The following is an 18979-nucleotide window of genomic DNA, read 5'->3' as shown; positions in this document are numbered from 1 at the left end:
GCCGGGTGGGGAGAGCGCGGGCAGTGGTGTCAGTCGACGACGGCGTGTCAGTCGACGACGGCGTCGCTGAACACCGGCGGGTTGCCGAGGAACGGCCGGTGCGAGGGTGGCTGCCGGCCTTCGGTGTCGCGGACACCGAGCTCCTCGGCGATCTCGGCGCCGATGAGGACCTGTCCGCTGCGCTTCATCAACTGCGGGTCGCGGGCGAGGGCGTCGATCACCCGCCCGGTGAACTCGGGGGACTCCGCAGTGGCGGCCAGCCCCTCGTAGGCCCCGGGGTTCGCGGCGAACGCGGCGAGCGTGCGTTCAGTCTCGAGCAGCCCCATCCAGATCGAGACGACGGCGACTCCGAAGGGGCGGAAGTCGACGGCCATGTCGTGGGCCATCTTGTCGACCGCAGCCTTGCCCGCGCCGTAGGCGGGACCGTGCATGTAGCACGCGCCGCCGAAGGACGAGGTGTTCACCACGAGGCCCTCGCCGTTCGCGGTGAGCAGTGGCGCGGCGTAGTAGCTGGATACGTAGCTGGACCGCATGCCGACGTCGAACAGGTCCTGCAGCGACAGCGGCTTCTCCCAGAAGGGCCCCTTCGTGGCGAGCGCGTCCGGCACCGTGAGCGCGTTGTTGACGAGGATGTCGAGCCGACCGTGCTCGCGACGTACCTGCTCGAACAGGGCTTGCACCTGGGTGTCGTCGCCGTGGTCGACCACGACGGGCACGCCGCGGCCACCGCGGCGGGTGATCTCCTCGGCAGTGGCGAACACGGTGCCCGGTAGCGGCGAGTCGCCCTCGGTTCGGGTGCGGCCCGTGACGTAGACGGTGGCCCCCGTCTCGCCCAATGCGAGGGCGATTCCCTTGCCCGCGCCCCGACTGGCTCCGGTCACCACCACGATCCGGTCCGAATTCATCAGCACCGTGCACTCCGTTCGCTGCCGTGCGACCACATGTCGCCCCCGGCCCCTGTCTACAACGGATCGCACCCGAACCGGTGCGCTCTTCCCGCTGGATGGGAACCCACGCCGTCCCCGCGATGCCGCCGCCGGACGGAGGCCGGCGACTCGCCGCGTAACCTGCCGGGCATGCGTGAACTCCTCGTGATCGGGATCGGTGCCGGCGACCCGGACCAGGTGACCGTCCAGGCGGTCAAGGCGATGAACCGGGCCGACGTGTTCTTCGTGCTCGGCAAGGGCGCGGAGAAGGACGACCTCGTCGCGGTGCGCACCGGGATCCTCGCCGAACACGTGCGCCGGCCCCACCGGATCGTCGAGATCGCGGATCCGCCGCGGAACCGGACACCGGACGACTACGAAGGGGTGGTCGACGACTGGCACGAGCGCCGCGCAGCCCGGTTCGAGGAGCATTTCGGGGCCGTCGACGGTGTCGGGGCGATCCTGGTGTGGGGGGATCCGTCGCTGTACGACAGCACGCTGCGGATCGTGGAGCGGGTACTCGCGCGCGGTCGTGTGGCCTTCGAGTATTCGGTGGTGCCGGGCGTCACCAGCGTCCAGTCGCTCGCCGCGCAGCACCGCACCGTCCTCAACCGGATCGGAGAACCGATTCACGTCACCACCGGTCGGCGCCTTGCCGCGGACCCGGCGCAGATCCCGGACAGCACCGTCGTCATGCTCGACGCACACTGCACCTTCACCCAGGTCCCCGGCGACGACGTCGACATCTGGTGGGGTGCCTACCTCGGTACCCCCGATGAGGTGCTCGTCTCCGGGAACCTGCGTGACGTGGAGGACGAGATCGTGCGCCTGCGCGGCGAACTACGCGAGCGCAAGGGTTGGATCATGGACACGTATCTGTTGCGGCGTCGCTGACCGACGGTTCGATTCCGCTCACGTCACCCTCCTTCGGTGGTGTGATCGCGCGGCACGCCGAGTGCGTCCAGGGCGAGTGCGGACTCGGCTGCGTGTCGTGGGTGGTCGAGTGCGATCACGGCCTTCCAGAGCGCCCATCCCCTCCCACGCAGCCAGGTCGCATCATCCACATCGAGCACGGTGCGGAGAACCTCGCGTTCCTCATGGTCGAACCAGGTCCAGGCGATGGCGAGATCACAGGCGGGATCGCCGACGCCGGCCAGCCCGAAATCGATCACCGCGGACAACCGGCCATCTCGTGTCAGCAAGTTCCCGGGGCGACGTCGCCGTGGAACCACACCGAGGATCTCGCCTGTGCAGCGCCGGCCTCCAGCGCGTCCTGCCACACAGGAAGGGCGCTCCCCACATCGACCCGGTCCCGCAGCGACGACAGCGCACGGCGGGTCTGCTCGTCCCATTGGTGCAACGGGCCGCGTCCGGCGCTGTGTGCCCACGGAACGGGGCCGGCGCGGTCCGCGTGTTGCAATTTGCCGAGGAACCCCGCGAGGTCGGCTGCCAGAGTTTTCCGATCGGTCAGCGGGGCGCCGGCGAGCGGCGTTCCGTCGATCCACCGGCGGATGGTCCAGGGGAACGGGTACCCGGCGCCGGAAACGCCGACACCGACGACTTCCGGGATCGGCAAGCTCACCACATCGGCGAGCACCGGCAGCCACCGGACCTCCTTGGCGACCTGCGGCGCATAGGGGGCTGCGCTCGGAAGTCGCGCACTCAGCTCGGCACTGAGGCGGAAGGAGCGGTTGTCCCACCCATCCGACTCGACGGGGCGCACTTCCAGCTGCGACCAGTGCGGAAACTGCTCGGCGATCAGCCGCCGAACGAGGCTGCCGTCAATCGTCGGAACGACGCTCACCACTCACGACTCCTACTGGTACGAAATAGACTTCACCCACGAACCGTGTGTGATCGGAACCATCTTGGTGGGATTCATCGTGTTCTGCATCTGAGAAACCGAAGTTGCCCAGGGGGCGCAGACCTGCCAGCGCGCGATCCGATCCGCACGCTCACCAGGCACAGCCCCGTCGGAGCGTCGTCAATGCGTCCGCGCGCCTCGATCCACTCGCCTGGGCCTGCCACGCCTCGTGCTGCTCCCGGACCTGGAACGTCTGCACCCACCGAGGGTCAGGAATCGGGCCTGATCGGGACCGTGACCGTCCGCCCGGAGCCACGCGAGCGACCGGTTCGTAGCTGTGCCAGCTGTTAACCTGAGACCGCGCACGGAGGAAGACAGTGGGGGAGCGGGATGGGGGATCACAGCCTCGAAGTGTCGGTCGAGCGTCTACAAGCGGCGTCATCATTCGTGGGCGGGCGAGCAGACGATCTTCGTACCGATCTCGATGCGCTCACGAAGGCGGTCGAAGATCTACTCGATGACGGTTGGCAGGGCGTCGCCGCGGAAGCGTTCTCCGCGGCGTGGGAAGAGTGGCGCGATGGTGCTCGTCAGGTCAGCGAGGCCTTCGCTGAGTCTTCGGTACTTCTTTCGGACACCGCCGGGGCATACGAAGACCAGGACCAGGACCATGCCACGGCGATCACTTCCCTCAACGGGCTGGTCTGATGTCGAAGTTCCGTGTCGACCTCGACCGCCTCGATGAAACGATCAGCAAGGTCGAGACGTTCGACTCGAACGTCGACGACATCATCACTGCCGTCGAAGGACATCTTGCCGACCTCCACGAAACCTGGACAGGTCGAGCGGCGCAAGCGCAGCGTGACGCCCACGATGACTGGACACGCGGGGTCCAGCAGATGCGCGAAGCCCTCGAAGATTTGCGCGCGGCCGGACGCATCGCTCATGACAATTACAGCGATGCCGTCGAAACCAACATGCGGATGTGGAACTTGTGAGTTCCCCGATTGTCTGTGCGCCTGCCGATTTCACTACTGCCGCTGACGGGTTCCGTCGTATCCACGATGATGCAGAGAACGCCATCAACGCAGTGGCGGGCACCTTGAAAGCATCCGGTGGGTGTGCAGGCACCGACCTTGCCGGTGCCAACTGGGCCAGCCTCTACGACCCGGCAGCATTCAATGCGATCGACGCAGCCTCGGCGCTGATCCTCGCCGCTGGACAGATCAGTGACTTGTTGAAGGCAACCGGCCTCAACCACGATCTGGCCAACAACGAGTCGGTGATCGGTGATCCGAATGCCATCGCTGTCCCTCTCGATTCCGCCCCCACGTTCTACGTCCCGTCTTTCCCGAAGGCCTATGGTGGTAGTACTGGTGAACCGTCTTGGTGGGGCTTCATCGTCTCCTACGTTCAGGGCGAGTTGTGGCCCAACGGTGATCCCGATCGCCTCCGTACGCTCGCGGGCGCGTGGCGCCTCGGCAGTGCCGGTCTGAGAACTGCGGTTCTCAACGCAGGCCCTGCCATCGAACTCATCGAAGCGCAGCAGTCACCCGAAGTTCCCGCAGCGGTGGAGCAATGCCGGCTATTAGCCGCCGACTACAGCGACGTCGCTGATCAGTTCGACATACTCGCCCAAGCGTGCGAGGGCTACGCGTTCGAGATCGAGACGGTGCGATACGAGGTCGAAGACGCGCTGATCTCGATGGGTATCGAGTTAGGTCTGACCGAGATCGCGGCCATACTTATCGGTTTCCTCACCGCGGGTGTCGGGGCTGCCGCTGCACAGGGTGCCGCTGGAGCGCGGATGGCGGCAGCCGGTGCGCGTGTCGCGTCGCTGATCCGCGCCTTCCGCGTCTCGGCCGGGGCCGCGGGGACTCCCGCGGTCGCGGCCGCCGGCGCACTCGGACGCACGGTCGAGCGGACCGTCCCTGTCCTGGCCGCCCGCGCCGAGTGGATTGGCGCAGCATCAGCTGGCGGGGTCGGTGTGTGGGCTGCGAGAACCGATGGCTATTCGCGGCGCCCCTACCTACGGAAGAACACGCGGGAGGAGATCCAGGAGAAGGCGGAGAAGACTTCGGGCGGCGATTATATCGACCCCAACACAGGTGCGGTCATCCCGAAAGATGGTCCCTTCGACTACGGACACAGATACGGCGACGAATGGTGGAGGATTCGAGATAGGGCACGCGACGAACAATGGACTCGCAAGGAACTCAACGACTACTACAACAATCCTGATCTATATGAAATCGAAGATCCGGTTTCGAACCGAAGTCACCGATTCGAAAAGCCGAAGCTACCCCGGGAGGGACAGTGAGTACCGATCAAGCTGGACGTATTCCGCTGCATTACGCGGCGGGAGAGAACAATGTCGATGAGGTTCGAGTGCAGCTTGCCTCAGGCGCTGATGTCGATGCCAAGGATGAGGAGAATGTCACGCCGCTGCATTTCGCAGCACAACACGGCGCGTTGGCGGCAGCATCTACTCTGCTCGAAGCGGGTGCGGATGTCAACGCGCTGAATCGACACGGAAACACGCCACTGTGGACCGCTTTGCTGGCACCTAGGGGAAATCCAGCTCACCCTCTGCTGTTGGCGCTGTTAATCGAACGAGGAGCTGATCCCACGATCAAGAACACGAGTGGTCGGTCGGTCGTTGACATGCTCAGGGTGATTGCGCCGGGACCCAAGACGGAAGCGATCACCGAAGCTCTCGCTGCCCGAGACCAATGACGCAACCGGATCCTGCACTTCCCGACAGCCCGGAACTCGACCGGCTCCGGGAGAAGGTGGCCGCTGCGAGGGCTGCCGCCGCAGACGCGTCGGCGATGGTGAGCACGTCGGCGGGTGTTTCCGTCGAGATCGACGTGGACGGCAAGCTTGCGGGGCTCGCTCTCACGCCGCAGGCGATGCGGAATTCCCCTGCCTCGCTTGCGCGACTGATCATCGATGCCTACCAGCGTGCCGACCGCAATCGCCTCGACACGTTGCGCGCCGCGTTGACCGACCTCGAGCAGGATCCGGCGGTCCGCGATGCACGCAGGCTGACCGAAGCCTTCTTCGGGGCTGGTTTGGCTGATCCACCCGAGTCGTCGGTGCAGCCGTCCGATCCGGACGTGAGCTGGATCGAGCGGCGAGGTGGGAGCATCTATGATCGTTGAAGGAACCGGCCGTTGGCGGTTCAAAGGGGGAGAATTCCATGGGTCTGTCGGACGCCTGCAGGATCGGTGCGATCATCGGGGTGATCGGGGTGATCGGGGTATACCTTGCGGGCTGCTCGTCGGAGACGACTTCCTCGTCTGACCCGATGACCCAGACACACAGCTCGGTCGAGTCCATTCCGGGCAACTCGGTGGTCGAGGCGACGTCGTCACGGAGTGTCGAAGCAACGACTTCGGTTACGGAAGTGGCTCCGTCGAAGGAGCTGACCCCGCTCGATGTCGTCTGCGACCTGATCTCGAATCCGAACACTGGACGCACGTCGCCGGTAGCTGTGCTCGAGGGGGCCGTCCACTGCGACGAGGCGATGAGCGTGGCGCGTGACTATCTGGCGGGTATCGCGGCGGGTCGGCAACAGGGCCAGGGGGCGTTCCTGACGATCCGGGGATGGGATTGCAGCTGGCCGTATGTCGACGGGCGTAGTCATGCCGATTCCTACCTGAAATGCGTCGACCCGACTGGCCTCAACGCAATCCGGATCGGCAACTGACCTGCCGCCTGCGTGTATTTCGGAGCAGTTGATCAGCTCCCGCCCCCTCAGCCCAGCGGGCGCAGACTCGCCAGCGCGCGATCCGAGCCGCGCGCGCCCACCAGGCACAAGCCCATCGGAGCGCCGTCGGTCGGGAGCGGCACGCTCACGGCGGGGCGGCCGGTGATCCCGGCGAGGCAGGTCAGCTGGAACGTCCGTGCCCGGATGTCCTCGATGACGTCACCACCGAGTGCGGCGCTGTCCGTCGGCGGCGCCACCGAGGACGAGGACGGTAGCACCAGCACGGAGTCCTCGCCCAGCGCGCCGTCGATGCGCTCGCGCGCCTCCGCCAGTACGGCATCGGCCTCGGCCAGATCGTCCGGAGTGCGTGTGGACGCGGTCTCGAACCGGGCCTGCACGTCCGGGTTCAGCGACTCCCAGTGCCCCTCGATCCACTCGCCGTGTGCCTGCCAGGCTTCGTACCCCTGGCGGATCTGGAACGCCTGTACCCACCGGGCGAGGTCCGCGGTGTCGAAGTCGATCTTCTCGATCGGCAGGCCCGGCACGGACCACGAGGCGACGGCGTCGCGCATCGCGGTCGCGACGTCGGGATCGGCGACGTCGAGCAGCTGATCGGCGTAGACGGCCCGGGTCGGGGCCGGTGCCGCGTCCTCGGGGAGCAGAACGGCGACGACGGACTCGAGTTCGTCGGCGCTGCGGGTCATCGCCCCGACCGTGTCGAACGACGGTGCCAGCGGGAGCAGGCCCTCGGTCGACACCGCGCCGTGCGTCGTCCGGATGCCGTACAGCCCCTGATACGACGACGGCACCCGAATCGATCCACCCGTGTCCGTGCCGAGCCCGATGGTGGCCTCGCCGGACGCCACCGCGCTCGCCGAACCGGACGACGAGCCGCCCGGGATGCGATCGGGTGCGGCAGGGTTCGGCGGCGTCCCGTAGTGGGCGTTCGTCCCGGCGAGGCTGTACGCGAACTCGTCCGTGCGGGAGATCCCCGCCACCGAAGCACCGGCCGCGAGCAGCGCGGCGACGGCCGGCGCGCTGGTGGTTGCGGGGCTCGCCTGTGCCAGCCACTCCTCGTTGCCCGCGCCGACGCGGTGCCCCTCCACGTCGAAGAGATCCTTGACCGCCACCGAGTCGCCGTCCAGCGGGCCCGAACCGGTCGGCGCGACCAGCGGGTCGCCCTTCTCCCGCCAGATGGTCGGGTCGAATCCCTCGCCCGCCCCGCCGGTGGCGTCGGCCGCCTCGGTGGTGTCGGCGTCGTCGGCGCACGAGGCGAGCCCGATCGCGCCGATCGCCGCGATCCCGGTCGTCGCGAGGAATCGTCTTCTGGTCATGTGGTGCACGCGTGGATCTCCTGGTCGTCGAGCGGTCGAACGGTGTCGTTCCCGTGAAGGCACCGTAGGGGCCGCGTGTTACAACTGCGCTACACGAGTCGGTGGCCCGGCGTAACCTGCAGCTATGCCCGAACTGCCGGAGGTGGAGGCCCTCGCCGAGTTCCTGCGCGAGCATGCGGTGGGTGCCGTGGTGGGCCGGATCGACGTCGCGGCGATGAGTGTCCTCAAGACGTTCGATCCGCCGATCACCGCGGTCTCGGGGCGGGATGTCACCGGCGCGTCCCGGTTCGGCAAGTTCCTCGCTCTCGAATGCAGTGGGCTGTGGCTGGTCACGCACCTGTCTCGCGGAGGGTGGTTGCGCTGGTCGGACAACCCGTCGCCGCGGCCCCCGAAGCCCGGCAAGGGGCCGCTGGCGCTGCGGGTCCACCTCTACACCCCCGAGGGCGCGACCCCGGCGTTCGACCTCACCGAGGCCGGGACGAAGAAGCGCCTCGCGGTCTGGGTCGTCGACGATCCGCAGTCGGTTCCCGGAATCGCGAGACTCGGGCCGGATGCCCTCGAGATCACCGAGCCGCAACTGGCGGACCTGCTGTCCGGCAGCGGCGCTCGGCTCAAGACGGTCCTCGTGGACCAGTCGGTGCTCGCGGGCATCGGCAACGCCTACTCCGACGAGATCCTGCACACGGCACGGTTGTCGCCGTTCGCGTCGGCACGCTCGCTCGGGGAGGAACAGGTGCACGCGTTGTTCGAGGTGATGCGGACGGTGCTCGTCGACGCGGTCGCCCGCTCGGTCGGTCAGGACGCGGCCCGGCTCAAGGGCGAGAAGCGTTCCGGGATGCGGGTGCACGGACGCACCGGCGAGACCTGCCCGGTCTGTGGGGACACCGTGCGCGAGGTGTCCTACGCCGAACGTTCGTTCCAGTACTGCCCCACCTGTCAGACCGGGGGACGGATACTCGCGGACCGGCGGATGTCCCGGCTGCTCAAGTAGTTCCGGTTTCTACTCCGTGTCGGGCCTGTCGTGTTCCGGCGTGCCGTGACGCCCGGCGCCGGAGGCGAATCTGGCTGCTCCCGCGAGCGCGTCCGCCGCCAGCGACGTCATCCCGTGCCGCAACTCGTTGCGCAGGGCGACGTCTTCGTCGAGGCCGTCCTGCTCGAGCAGCGACAGCCGGTCCTCCCGCAGGCACGTCTGCGGAAGGCGGGCGATCTCGGCGGCCAATGCCTCGGCCGCGACCCGCGCCTGCCCGTCCGGGACGACGCGGCTCACCAGCCCCATCGCCAGAGCCTCCCGCGCCTCGACCGGCCGGCCGGTGAGTACCAGATCCATCGCCCGCGCCGTGCCGATCAGCCGGGGTAACCGCACCGTGCCTCCGTCGATGAGGGGCACGCCCCAGCGGCGGCAGAACACCCCGAACGTGCTCGACTCCTCGGCCACGCGGAGATCGCACCACAGCGCCAGCTCGAGACCGCCGGCCACCGCGTAGCCGGATACCGCCGCGATCACCGGCTTCGACAGCCGCATCCGGGTCGGCCCCATCGGCCCCGGCCCGTCCTCGGCGACGCGGTTGGACCGAGGGGTGCCGAGAGCCTTCAGGTCGGCGCCCGCGCAGAAGGTGCCGTGGTCGCCGTACAGCACGGCGACGGACGAGTCGTCGTCGGCGTCGAACGCCTCGAAGGCCTGGAACAACGCGGTTGCGGTGGGGCCGTCGACGGCGTTGCGCGCGTCCGGCCGGGACAGCACGACCGTGGTGACCGAACCGGACTTCTCGACGCGAACGCTCATCGGGAAACGGTAGCGCGGTCCACGACGGAACCGAACCGATTCGACGGGGATCGCCGCCGGACGGCGGTGGCCAGGACCGGCTCAGCGGCGGTGGCGGTAGCCGATCCAGGCCTGCCGCTTGTCGGAGTCGGGGTCGGCGACGACGCGGGTCGCGTCGTCGATGATCAGGGTGCGGCGGTTCTCGACGTCGTAGCGCGGCCAGTCGGGGCCCGGGGCGCCGTGGTGCGCGAAATGCAGCCAGTGGGACTGCACGGTGTCGGTGGCGGCGCGCAGCCCGGCCGCACCGCCGAGCGCGGTCAACGCCCGGCGCATCGGCCCGTGCACCCCGAACACGGCATACAGGTCGGTCGCATGGGTGGCACCGAGTCCGAGCAGATGCAGCAGGCGCGGCGCGAAGTCGTACCGGTACGCATACGTGGGTGCGACCTCGCAGTGGCCCTGGCTGCACAGGATCGACGGCTCCCAGAACGTGACGTCCCCGCCGAGATCCGCGGCCGCCCGGCGGTGCGGGTAGCCGGGATAGGCGGCGATCGCACGGGCCTTCACCTCGGCGGGCGTGTGCGAGAACATCTTCTCGATGCGTTCGGCATCGGTGGGCAGGATGTCGAGGAAGCGGGGGAACACCCGCCCCTCGTGGGCGGTGCTGCCCACGATCAGCGGAACGGGATGCGTACGGCCCGAGTCGAACACGTCCAGTGGATGCTCCGGAAGCAGATCGTCCCCGACGACCGGAGCGAACATCCGGGTGCCCGGCTCGGTCTGGACGCCGTCGGTCGCCAGCGCCTCGCCGACGCGGATCAGCTCCTCCGGAGCGGCCGAGGTGAGCCAACGCTGCGGCTCCGGCGTGCCCGAGGCCGCCACGACGCGACGCGCCCACTGGCCGCCACGTTCGCGTCCGTAGGCGGAGGCCGCGGGGGGGACTCTGCGCGATCGCCCGGGCGAACAGGCCCGCCGCGCGCGGTGTCGCCATCAGTGTGGTCACCGCGTTGGCGCCGGAGGATTCGCCGTAGAGGGTGACGTTGTCCGGGTCGCCGCCGAACGCGGCGATGTTGCGCTGCACCCACTCGAGTGCAGCGAGTTGGTCCCGCACACCGTTGTTCGGCTCGAACGTCCGTTCCGGAGTGTCGAACTGGGAGAAGTCGAGGTAGCCGAACACTCCCAGTCGGTAGTTGAGGGAGACGTGCACGATCTCGCCCCGTGCGACGAGCTCGCTGCCGCAGTAGCGCGGCCCGGAGGCCGTTCCGCCCGAATAGGCACCGCCGTGGACGAAGACCATGACGGGCCGGCCGGATCCGGAGGTACCCGGGGCGGTGACGTTGACGGTCAGGCAGTCCTCGCTGCCCACCACGCGGCGCCGCTGTGCCTGGGCCGCGGGCGGGCCGAACCCGACACAGTCGCGCGTGCCCACCCATCGCGTCGGCGGGGCCGGGGCACGAAACCGCAGCTCGCCGATCGGCGGTGCGGCATAGGGGATTCCGTGCCAGTGCCGGAGGCCGTCGCGGAATGCTCCTCGCACCCGCCCGGTGTCCGTCGTGACCTCGAGGGCGGTCACCGGCCCCGCGGTCACGGGCCCCACCACGTCGTCACAGGCTCTGCCCCCGGTACCCCTCGTACCCGGACCAGGCTCGGCGCCGCTCCGCGGCGGGATCGTGTTCGACGGTGGTGACCTCGTCGAAGACCAGCGTCGCGCGCTCGTCGATGTCGTAGCGGGGCCAAGACGCCGTGGGCGCGCCGTCGCGGGCGAACGTCAGCCACTGCCGCTGCACAGTGTCGGAGACGGAGCGCAGGCCGGACCGTCCGCCGAGGGCGGTGAGCCCGCGGCCCGGCACCGAATCCGCCAGACCGAACACCGCGAACAGTTCGAGTGCATGTGTCGCACCGAGCCCGGCCCGCTGCAGCAGCCGAGGCGAGTAGTCGAATCGGTAGGCGTAGGTCGGGGCGAACCGCGAGTGCGACGAGGCCAACTCGACCGACGGCCACCAGAACGTCAGATCGCCGCCGAACCGGATCGCGGCCTCCTCTGCCGGGTAACCCGGGTAGGTGGCGAGGATCCGGCGGCCCGCCTCCGGATCGGTGAGGGCGAACATCTTCTCGATCCGCTCCCGGGACGTGGGTAGCGCGTCGAGGAACTTCGGGAAGAGGGTCCCTTCGTCCCGGTTCGTGCCGATGACCAGTGGAATCCGGTGCGCATTGCCGTCGGCGAACGCGTCGATCGGCGTCTGGGGCAGATAGTCGCCGTCCACCACCGCCACGAAGGGAAACAGCCCCGGCGTCTCCCGGAGAGTCTTGGCGCCCAACCGGTTTCCCGCCTTCGCGAGTGCGGCCGGTGCGGCCCGGTCCAGAGCGGTCGCGGGGTCGGACTCGGCGGTGTCGAGCAGGGAGACGAACTCGCTCGCCCACTGCGCCGCGCGCTCCTCGGTCGTGACCAGGCCCGCTGCCGGGCTCTGGGCGATGCCACGGGCGAACAGGCCACGGGCGGCAGGCGTCGACATGAGGGTGACGACGGCACTGGCTCCCGCGGATTCCCCGAACACCGTCACGTTGCCCGGATCCCCGCCGAACGAGGCGATGTTCCGCTGCACCCACTCGAGTGCCGCAACCTGGTCCCGGAGACCGAGATTGGAATCGAACGGCCGATCGGGGCGGGAGAACCGGGTGAAGTCGAGATAGCCGAGCGAGCCGACCCGGTAGTTGATCGAGACATAGACGACGTCCTCCCGGCGTACCAGGGACTCCCCGCCGTAGATCGGTGTCGCGGACATCCCGAGCGTGTACGCCCCGCCGTAGACGAACACCACGACGGGCCGCGAACCGCCGGTGCCCGGGCGAGCGAGCACGTTGAGCGTCAACGCGTTCTCACTGCTCGGGTGGTACCTGCCCGGGCCCACCATCGTGAACTTGCGGTGCTGGTAGGGGGCGTCGCCGAAACTGGTCGCGTCGAGTTCGCCGTCCCACGGCGTCACCGGCTGCGGTGCCCGCAGTCGCAGCGGGCCGACCGGAGGTGCGGCGAAGGGGATGCCCCGCCACGCGAGTAGATCACCCCTTCTCCGCCCCCGCACCAGCCCCTCGGCTGTCCGGACCAGTGTCCCCGCCGATGTGGTTCCCGCCGAAGTGGTCGCCGTCCCGTTCGCCATGGCGCGACTATACGTGCGTGTGGTGGCCTCGATCACGTCCGCGCCGTACCTCGGTGAGCAGGTTCAACCACACCTCGCTGACCGTCGGGTACGCCGGGACCGCGTGCCACAACTCGTCGACGGGTACCCGGCCGGTCACCGCGACGGTGGCGGCGTGAACCAGTTCGGACACCTCGGTCCCGGCGAACGTGGCGCCGAGGAGTACGTCGCGGGCCCGGTCGACGACGAGTCGGGCCCGGCCGGTGAAGTCGTCCCGGAACAGCGCCGCCCCCGCCACCGCGAGATCCACGTCGACGATCTGCGGGTCGAATCCGTTCGCTCGGGCCTGTGCCGCCGTGTGCCCGACCGAGGCGACCTGCGGGCTGGTGAACACCACCTGGGGCACGGGCCCGTCGGCCCGGAACCCGCGCCCGTCGGTCGGGCGGCCCTCCGCGCGGGCGGCGATCACGTCCCCGCACACCCGGCCCTGATACTTGCCCATGTGGGTGAGCAGCGCCCGCCCGTTGGCGTCGCCCACCGCGTACAGCCATCCGGCGGCGGTGGCGAGCTGGTCGTCGACCTTCAGATAGCCGCGCTCGTCGAGGTATTCGTCCACGCCGAGCCCTGCGGTGGCCGGCGTACGGCCGGTCGCCACCACGATCTCGTCGACCTCGAGGCCGCCGCCGCCGGAGAACTCGAGGGCCACCGGGCCGCCGTGTATCCGGCCCACTCCGGTGTCCTCGACGTCGGGCCGGTGCACGGCACGGATCTCGGTGCCGAACCGGACGGTCACCCCGCGCTCGCGCAGGCCCTCGGTTACCAGCTCGCTCGCGAACGGCTCGACGCGGCCGAGCAGTCCGGAACCGCGGACCACCAGCGTCACCGCCGCACCCAGGTCCGCGAGCCACGTCGCGCTCTCGCAGCCCACGACTCCGCCGCCGACGACGGCGACCCGGCGCGGGACCTCCCGCACGGCGGTCGCGTCCCGCGACGTCCACGGCAGCGCGGCGCGCAGGCCCGGGGTGTCCGGAACGGTCGCCGTCGTGCCGGTCGCGACGATCACGGCGTGCCGTGCTCGCAGGCGCCGCGTCCCGTCCACGACGACGACGCGCTCCCCGTCGATCCGGCCGCTTCCACGGATCAGGTCGACACCGACCGAATCCGCCCACTCGACCTGGGCACTGTCGTCGTAGTCGTGTGTGAACGAATCCCGCCGGGACAGCACGGGTTCCACGTCGGGCCCGGTGGCGGATACGCCCGCCATGTGCTGTCCGCTGCGCACCACCTCGCCGGGGCGCAGCAGCGCCTTGCTGGGCATACACGCCCAATACGAGCACTCGCCGCCCAGCAGTTCGTGCTCCACGATCGCCGCGGTGCGTGGGCTTCCCGCGGTCGCGAACTCGGCCGCCACCTCACCCGCGGGGCCGCCGCCCAGGACGATGACGTCGTACTCGTCGGTGACCGCGTCTGTTCCGGTACCTGCCATCACCTCAGGGTAGGCGCCCGGTGGCCGGGAAAACCTCGCTCCGGCCTGATCCGTCCGCTCACTGTCCTAGGGTGTCCGCATGACACGGCAGAGGATTCTGATCACGGGAGCCAGCTCGGGGCTGGGGGAGGAGATGGCGCGCCGATTCGCCGCGAAGGGCCGGGATCTGGCGCTGTGCGCCCGTCGGCTCGACCGGCTCGAGACGCTGCGAGACGAACTCCTCGCCGCGCATCCCGGGATCACCGTCGCGATCGGTGAACTCGACGTCACCGACCACGATGCCGTCGGCCGCGTGTTCGGCGAGCTGAGTGCGGAACTCGGTGGCCTCGACCGGGTGGTCGTCAACGCCGGGCTGGGTAAGGGCGCCAAGATCGGTACCGGCCGTGCCGACGCGAACCTCGCCACGGCCCGCACCAACTTCCTCGGCGCGCTGTCGCAGTGCGAGGCAGCGCTCGAGCTGTTCCGGGCACGCGAGGCGGGGCATCTGGTGCTCGTCTCGTCCATCAGTGCCGATCGCGGCCTGCCCGGGGCGAAGGCCGCTTACTCGGCCAGCAAGGCCGCCGTGTCGTCCCTGGGCGAATCGTTGTCCGCCGAGCTGGCCCGCACCCGCATCGTGGTGACCACCCTGCTCCCCGGATTCATCGCCACCGAGATGTCCGGCAAGGCCGGTGACGACGCGAAGATGACGGCGACCCTCGACGAGGGCGTCAGCGCGATGGTCGAGGCGATCGAGAAGGAACGCGTACGGGTGGCGCTACCCGGAGCGAAATGGAAGGTCATCGACGTCGCCTTGCGGTTCCTCCCCGCTCCGGTCACCGCGAGATTCGTGTAGGTGTGACGGTGACCGGCAGCGGGCCGCGTCCCAGGGTCGTCATCGTCGGCGGCGGCTTCGGCGGGCTGCGGGTCGCCCGGCAACTGCGTGGCGTCCCGGCCGACGTCGTCCTCCTGGACCGGCGGCCGGATCACGTCTTCCAGCCGCTGCTCTACCAGTGCGCCACCGGACTGCTGTCCGAAGGCGAGATTTCCAGCCCGCTGCGTCACCTGCTGCGCCGCCAGCGCAACGTCGACGTCGTACTCGGTGAGGCGACCGATGTCGATCTCGGCCGGGGCGTCGTCGTCGCCACTCGTTTCGACGGCTCACGGTTCGAACTCGGATTCGACCACCTGGTCGTCGCCGCCGGGATGCGGCAGGCGTACCACGGCCACGACGAGTACGTGCGCTGGGCGCCGGGGATGAAGACACTCGACGACGCCCTCGAGATACGTCGCCGGATCGTCTCCGCCTTCGAGATGGCCGAGTCGCTGCCGACCGCCGAGGAACGGCGGCCGTGGCTCACCTTCGTCGTCGCCGGGGCCGGGCCGACGGGTGTGGAGCTCGCCGGTCAGATCCGGGAACTCGCGACGCGGGCGCTCGAACGGGAGTTCCGGACCGTCGACCCGGCCGAGGCGCGGGTACTGCTGGTGCACGGCGGCGACCGGGTACTGCCCTCGTTCGCACCGACCCTCTCCCGGGCCGCTCGGCGTGCCCTCGACGGCCTCGGCGTCGAGACCCACCTCGGTGTGCACGTGACGGCGGTGGACGAGCACGGCGTGGAGACGACCACCAAGGGCGACGCCGTGACCGCACGCTACGACGCACGCACCGTGTTGTGGACGGCGGGAGTGGAGGCGGTGCCGTTCGCGCAGGCGCTCGCCTCCGCGTGCGGGGTGGAGCAGGTCGCCGGTGGGCGTATCGCCGTCACACCCGACCTGCGGGTGCCCGCGCATCCCCGCGTGCGGGTGATCGGCGACCTGATGGCGCTCGACGAGCTGCCGGGAGTCGCGGAGGTCGCGATGCAGAGCGGCCGCTACGTCGGGCGCAGCCTGCGCGAGGAGATCGTCACGGGGCTGGCACCGCGGCGGCCGTTCCGGTACCGCGACCTCGGCACCGCCGCGTACATCTCCCGCGGCAACGCGATCGTCCAGGCCGGCCCCGTCCGGGTGTCCGGACGTCTGGGCTGGGTGTCCTGGGGCGCCGTCCACATCGCCTTCCTCGCCGGGTACCGGAACCGGATCGCCACCCTCGCCAGCTGGTCCGCCACCCTCGCCTCGGGCAGCAGGCGCGAGCGAGCCGTCGTCGCGAGCCCCGACTGATCCACCGCGAGAGGTGGGGAGCGCACGGCGAGGGGGCCGACGGAAAACGGGCGCATACTGGAGGAACCAGCATGTACCGCATGTGACGGGAAGAGTGTCGGGAGCCGGACGCCGGAGCCAATCGTGGTCAGTGTCGAGAAGTGGACGGTATGGGACTCGGTGGTGGAGGTCGACGTCACCGAGGGAGCAGCTCTGGCCGATGCCGCTGCGCTGCTGGCCGACGTCCTCGAGGAGGTCGAGGCGACGTGCGATCTGACCCGGGGCGACGCCGAGATCCACACCGTGAACCTGTCCCAGGGCGCCCCGGTGCGGGTCGGTCGACGGATGGCCGCGTTGCTGCGGTCCGCGCTGTGGGCGGCCCGGATGACGGACGGTGCGGTCGGTCCCCTCGCCGGCGACGGACTCGACGGACTGGACGCGGACGACCTGCACCCGATTCACCCGGTACCCACCTATCGGGACGTGAGCCTCGACGGCGACGTGCTGTTCGCCCCGTGGGGTGCCTCGTTCGACATCACCGCCACGGCCAAGGCCGACACGGTCGATCGGGCGGCGACGCTCATCGCGAACGAACTCGAGTGCGGCGCGGCGGTCCGCATCGGTGACGTGATCGCGACGGCCGGACACTCACCGGCGGGAGGGTGGCAGATGCCGGTTCCCGGTGCCGAGGACGTGGAACTGCGCAACGGGACGGCCCTGTCCACCGTGACGGCGGCGAGCCCGCCCGGCGCACTGACGGGCACCGATCCGGCAAGCGTGCCCGACGGCCGCCACCCCACCCGGTGGCGGCAGGTCAGTGTCGTCGCGGACGATGCCCTGTGGGCCTACGCGGCCAGCGTTGCCGCACTCGCGAAGGGTATCGCGGCGGTGCGGTGGATCGACGAGCACGCACTGCGGGCCCGGCTGGTGGACATGCGCGATCGGGAATACACCACCGAGAACTGGTGACCGTCAGGAACGTCCGCGCTCGGCCCGGTACCAGCGGATCAGCTGATCCGTCGACGAGTCGCCCGCCGGCGCGGGCGGTTGCGGCGAGGTGAGCAGCGGCTCGAGTTCGGCCGCCTGCACCTTGCCGAGTTCGACACCCCACTGATCGAACGGGTCGATTCCCCAGACGACTCCCTCGACGAACACCTGGTGCTCGTACAGCGCGATCAGCTGACCGAGCACCGAAGGCGTCAGCCGCGGCGCCAGGATCGTGGTGGTGGGCCTGTTGCCCGGCATCACCTTGTGCGGGACCAGGTGTGCGGGGGTGCCCTCGGCCGCGATCTCCTCCGCCGTCTTGCCGAACGCCAGCACCTTCGTCTGGGCGAACAGGTTGCTCATCAGCAGGTCGTGCATGCTGCCTGTCCCGTCCGCCGTCGGCAGGTCGTCGGTCGACTCGGCGAACCCGACGAAATCGGCGGGAACCAGCCGTGTGCCCTGGTGCAGCAACTGGTAGAAAGCGTGCTGACCGTTGGTTCCCGGTTCGCCCCAGAAGATCTCCCCGGTGGACAGCGAGACGGTGGACCCGTCCGCCCGCACGGACTTGCCGTTGGACTCCATCGTGAGCTGCTGCAGGTACGCGGGGAAGCGCACGAGATCGTTCGAGTACGGCAGGACGGCGCGCGATTCCGCACCGAAGAAGTTCGAGTACCAGAGCCCGATGAGGCCGAGGAGGACCGGCGCGTTCCGCTCGAGCGGTGCGGTGCGGAAATGCGTGTCGACGGCATGGAACCCGGAGAGGAACTCGGCGAACCGGTCCTTGCCGATCGCGGCCATGAGCGACAGGCCGATCGCCGAATCGACCGAGTAGCGGCCGCCGACCCAGTCCCAGAAGCCGAACATGTGGTCGGTGTCGATCCCGAACTCCGCGACGCGCTCCGCGTTGGTCGACACCGCGACGAAGTGCTTGGCGACTGCCTCGTCGCCCGTCCCGAGCCCGTCGAGCAGCCACCGCTTGGCCGCGGTCGCGTTCGTCAGCGTCTCGAGGGTCGAAAACGTCTTGGACGCGACGATGAACAGGGTGCGCGCCGGGTCCAGCCCCGCGAGACTGCGCACCAGGTCGGCCGGGTCGATGTTGGAGATGAAGCGCAGGGCGATCCCGGCATCCGCATAGTGCCGGAGCGCCCGGTAGGTCATCACGGGACCGAGGTCCGAACCACCGATTCCGATGTTGACGACGGTGGTGATCCGCTCGCCGGTGGCGCCGCGCCACTCGCCCGAGCGCAGCCGATCGGTGAACCGGCCCATCCGGTCCAGGACCTCGTGGACGTCCGCGACGACGTCCTGGCCGTCGACGTGCAGCACCCCCTCACGGGGCGCCCGCAGGGCGGTGTGCAGCACGGCGCGGTCTTCCGACGTGTTGATGTGGGCGCCGGTGAACATCTGCTCCCGCACCTGCTCGACCCCCGCGGTACGCGCCAGGTCGGTGAGCAGCGCGATCGTCTCGGTCGTGATCCGGTGCTTGCTGTAGTCGATGTACAGATCACCGACGGTGACCGTGAAATCCTCACCGCGGCCGGGGTCGTCGGCGAAGAGTCGACGCAGGTGCAGCGGCTCGATCGCGATGTGGTGGGCGCGCAGCTTCTGCCAGGCCTCGGTCTCGGTGATGTCGGAGGTCACGAGGTGTGAGCTTAGTGTGCCCGCCGGTCGCCGTCGCGGGACAGAGGGATCCACGCTCCCGTCGTGCACGCAGGCCGTCTCTCACAG

At 69.4% G+C, this 18979-nt stretch carries 17 protein-coding genes and 2 pseudogenes; 11 read left to right on the top strand and 8 right to left on the bottom strand.

The genetic code is table 11. From position 1 onward, the window contains the following. Nucleotides 1-47: 47 nt before the first annotated feature. Complete coding sequence (locus G4H71_RS05530) at nucleotides 48-905, bottom strand: SDR family NAD(P)-dependent oxidoreductase (RefSeq protein WP_072736303.1); 858 nt, start codon at nucleotides 903-905, stop codon at nucleotides 48-50. A gap of 171 nt (nucleotides 906-1076) precedes the next feature. Between G4H71_RS05530 and cobF the strand changes: the two genes are divergently transcribed. Then, nucleotides 1077-1820 carry a precorrin-6A synthase (deacetylating) gene (gene cobF / locus G4H71_RS05525; RefSeq protein WP_072735994.1) on the top strand — a complete coding sequence of 248 codons (744 nt, stop codon included), beginning with the start codon at nucleotides 1077-1079 and terminating at the stop codon, nucleotides 1818-1820. Nucleotides 1821-1843: 23 nt separating this feature from the next. Here the strand turns inward: cobF and G4H71_RS22535 are convergent. Further along, nucleotides 1844-2649: pseudogene (locus G4H71_RS22535) on the bottom strand (aminoglycoside phosphotransferase family protein). Between the two features lie 471 nt (nucleotides 2650-3120). On the opposite strand from G4H71_RS22535, the gene G4H71_RS05510 reads away from it, so the two are divergent. From G4H71_RS05510 to G4H71_RS22530, 6 genes are read left to right on the top strand one after another with little or no spacing between them, the layout of a single operon-like run. Continuing rightward, nucleotides 3121-3435, top strand: a complete 315-nt coding sequence (locus G4H71_RS05510; RefSeq protein WP_072735993.1) for a WXG100 family type VII secretion target — start codon at nucleotides 3121-3123, stop codon at nucleotides 3433-3435. Next, complete coding sequence (locus tag G4H71_RS05505) at nucleotides 3435-3725, top strand: WXG100 family type VII secretion target (protein ID WP_072735992.1); 291 nt, start codon at nucleotides 3435-3437, stop codon at nucleotides 3723-3725. The genes G4H71_RS05510 and G4H71_RS05505 overlap by 1 nt, the downstream gene beginning before the upstream one ends. Beyond that, nucleotides 3713-5047 carry an HNH/ENDO VII family nuclease gene (locus G4H71_RS05500; protein WP_139183117.1) on the top strand — a complete coding sequence of 445 codons (1335 nt, stop codon included), beginning with the start codon at nucleotides 3713-3715 and terminating at the stop codon, nucleotides 5045-5047. Before G4H71_RS05505 ends, G4H71_RS05500 begins: the two co-directional genes overlap by 13 nt. Continuing rightward, on the top strand, nucleotides 5044-5463 hold the full coding sequence (locus G4H71_RS05495) for an ankyrin repeat domain-containing protein (protein WP_072735990.1): 420 nt from the start codon (nucleotides 5044-5046) through the stop codon (nucleotides 5461-5463). The genes G4H71_RS05500 and G4H71_RS05495 overlap by 4 nt, the downstream gene beginning before the upstream one ends. Next, entirely contained in the window at nucleotides 5460-5891 is a 432-nt protein-coding gene (locus G4H71_RS05490; RefSeq protein WP_072735989.1) for a hypothetical protein, read from the top strand. Before G4H71_RS05495 ends, G4H71_RS05490 begins: the two co-directional genes overlap by 4 nt. A 38-nt stretch (nucleotides 5892-5929) precedes the next feature. Beyond that, nucleotides 5930-6439, top strand: coding sequence for a hypothetical protein (locus G4H71_RS22530; RefSeq protein WP_246442556.1), 510 nt, complete (start codon nucleotides 5930-5932; stop codon nucleotides 6437-6439). A 47-nt stretch (nucleotides 6440-6486) separates the two neighbouring features. Here the strand turns inward: G4H71_RS22530 and G4H71_RS05480 are convergent, their stop codons facing one another. Continuing rightward, complete coding sequence (locus tag G4H71_RS05480; protein ID WP_083342792.1) at nucleotides 6487-7773, bottom strand: amidase; 1287 nt, start codon at nucleotides 7771-7773, stop codon at nucleotides 6487-6489. Nucleotides 7774-7897: 124 nt separating this feature from the next. Here G4H71_RS05480 and G4H71_RS05475 point away from each other — a divergent pair, with 124 nt between their 5' ends. Next, nucleotides 7898-8764 (top strand): Fpg/Nei family DNA glycosylase, encoded by an 867-nt coding sequence (locus G4H71_RS05475; protein ID WP_072735988.1) that lies wholly within the window; start codon nucleotides 7898-7900, stop codon nucleotides 8762-8764. Nucleotides 8765-8773: 9 nt separating this feature from the next. Here G4H71_RS05475 and G4H71_RS05470 read toward each other — a convergent pair whose 3' ends face one another. From G4H71_RS05470 to G4H71_RS05455, 4 genes and pseudogenes are all read right to left on the bottom strand, one after another. Next, nucleotides 8774-9556, bottom strand: coding sequence for a crotonase/enoyl-CoA hydratase family protein (locus G4H71_RS05470; RefSeq protein ID WP_072735987.1), 783 nt, complete (start codon nucleotides 9554-9556; stop codon nucleotides 8774-8776). A gap of 81 nt (nucleotides 9557-9637) precedes the next feature. Next, nucleotides 9638-11108, bottom strand: a pseudogene (locus G4H71_RS05465) (carboxylesterase/lipase family protein). Between the two features lie 31 nt (nucleotides 11109-11139). Continuing rightward, entirely contained in the window at nucleotides 11140-12690 is a 1551-nt protein-coding gene (locus tag G4H71_RS05460) for a carboxylesterase/lipase family protein (RefSeq protein WP_072735986.1), read from the bottom strand. A 7-nt stretch (nucleotides 12691-12697) separates the two neighbouring features. After that, on the bottom strand, nucleotides 12698-14155 hold the full coding sequence (locus G4H71_RS05455; RefSeq protein ID WP_072735985.1) for a dihydrolipoyl dehydrogenase family protein: 1458 nt from the start codon (nucleotides 14153-14155) through the stop codon (nucleotides 12698-12700). Nucleotides 14156-14234: 79 nt separating this feature from the next. Between G4H71_RS05455 and G4H71_RS05450 the strand changes: the two genes are divergently transcribed. From G4H71_RS05450 to G4H71_RS05440, 3 genes are all read left to right on the top strand, one after another. After that, nucleotides 14235-14987 (top strand): SDR family oxidoreductase, encoded by a 753-nt coding sequence (locus G4H71_RS05450; protein WP_072735984.1) that lies wholly within the window; start codon nucleotides 14235-14237, stop codon nucleotides 14985-14987. A gap of 2 nt (nucleotides 14988-14989) precedes the next feature. Next, nucleotides 14990-16288, top strand: coding sequence for an NAD(P)/FAD-dependent oxidoreductase (locus tag G4H71_RS05445; protein WP_072735983.1), 1299 nt, complete (start codon nucleotides 14990-14992; stop codon nucleotides 16286-16288). 123 nt (nucleotides 16289-16411) lie between these two features. Continuing rightward, nucleotides 16412-17236 (top strand): FAD:protein FMN transferase, encoded by an 825-nt coding sequence (locus G4H71_RS05440; RefSeq protein WP_072735982.1) that lies wholly within the window; start codon nucleotides 16412-16414, stop codon nucleotides 17234-17236. Between the two features lie 3 nt (nucleotides 17237-17239). Here the strand turns inward: G4H71_RS05440 and pgi are convergent, their stop codons facing one another. Then, complete coding sequence (gene pgi, locus G4H71_RS05435; protein ID WP_072735981.1) at nucleotides 17240-18892, bottom strand: glucose-6-phosphate isomerase; 1653 nt, start codon at nucleotides 18890-18892, stop codon at nucleotides 17240-17242. Nucleotides 18893-18979: the final 87 nt, after the last annotated feature.

Origin of the sequence: Rhodococcus triatomae, assembly GCF_014217785.1 — a bacterium.
Classification (GTDB): Bacteria; Actinomycetota; Actinomycetes; order Mycobacteriales; family Mycobacteriaceae; genus Rhodococcus_F; species Rhodococcus_F triatomae.
The sequence above is the reverse complement of the archived record's forward strand: the minus strand, read 5'-3'. Positions and strand labels throughout refer to the sequence as shown.

Bases quoted from the DNA above. Each gene is read 5' to 3' on its own strand.
- G4H71_RS05530 (WP_072736303.1), bottom strand. From the start codon at position 905: ATGAATTCGGACCGGATCGTGGTGGTGACCGGAGCCAGTCGGGGCGCG.
- cobF (WP_072735994.1), top strand. From the start codon at position 1,077: ATGCGTGAACTCCTCGTGATCGGGATCGGTGCCGGCGACCCGGACCAG.
- G4H71_RS05510 (WP_072735993.1), top strand. From the start codon at position 3,121: ATGGGGGATCACAGCCTCGAAGTGTCGGTCGAGCGTCTACAAGCGGCG.
- G4H71_RS05505 (WP_072735992.1), top strand. From the start codon at position 3,435: ATGTCGAAGTTCCGTGTCGACCTCGACCGCCTCGATGAAACGATCAGC.
- G4H71_RS05490 (WP_072735989.1), top strand. From the start codon at position 5,460: ATGACGCAACCGGATCCTGCACTTCCCGACAGCCCGGAACTCGACCGG.
- G4H71_RS22530 (WP_246442556.1), top strand. From the start codon at position 5,930: ATGGGTCTGTCGGACGCCTGCAGGATCGGTGCGATCATCGGGGTGATC.
- G4H71_RS05480 (WP_083342792.1), bottom strand. From the start codon at position 7,773: ATGACCAGAAGACGATTCCTCGCGACGACCGGGATCGCGGCGATCGGC.
- G4H71_RS05475 (WP_072735988.1), top strand. From the start codon at position 7,898: ATGCCCGAACTGCCGGAGGTGGAGGCCCTCGCCGAGTTCCTGCGCGAG.
- G4H71_RS05470 (WP_072735987.1), bottom strand. From the start codon at position 9,556: ATGAGCGTTCGCGTCGAGAAGTCCGGTTCGGTCACCACGGTCGTGCTG.
- G4H71_RS05460 (WP_072735986.1), bottom strand. From the start codon at position 12,690: ATGGCGAACGGGACGGCGACCACTTCGGCGGGAACCACATCGGCGGGG.
- G4H71_RS05455 (WP_072735985.1), bottom strand. From the start codon at position 14,155: ATGGCAGGTACCGGAACAGACGCGGTCACCGACGAGTACGACGTCATC.
- G4H71_RS05450 (WP_072735984.1), top strand. From the start codon at position 14,235: ATGACACGGCAGAGGATTCTGATCACGGGAGCCAGCTCGGGGCTGGGG.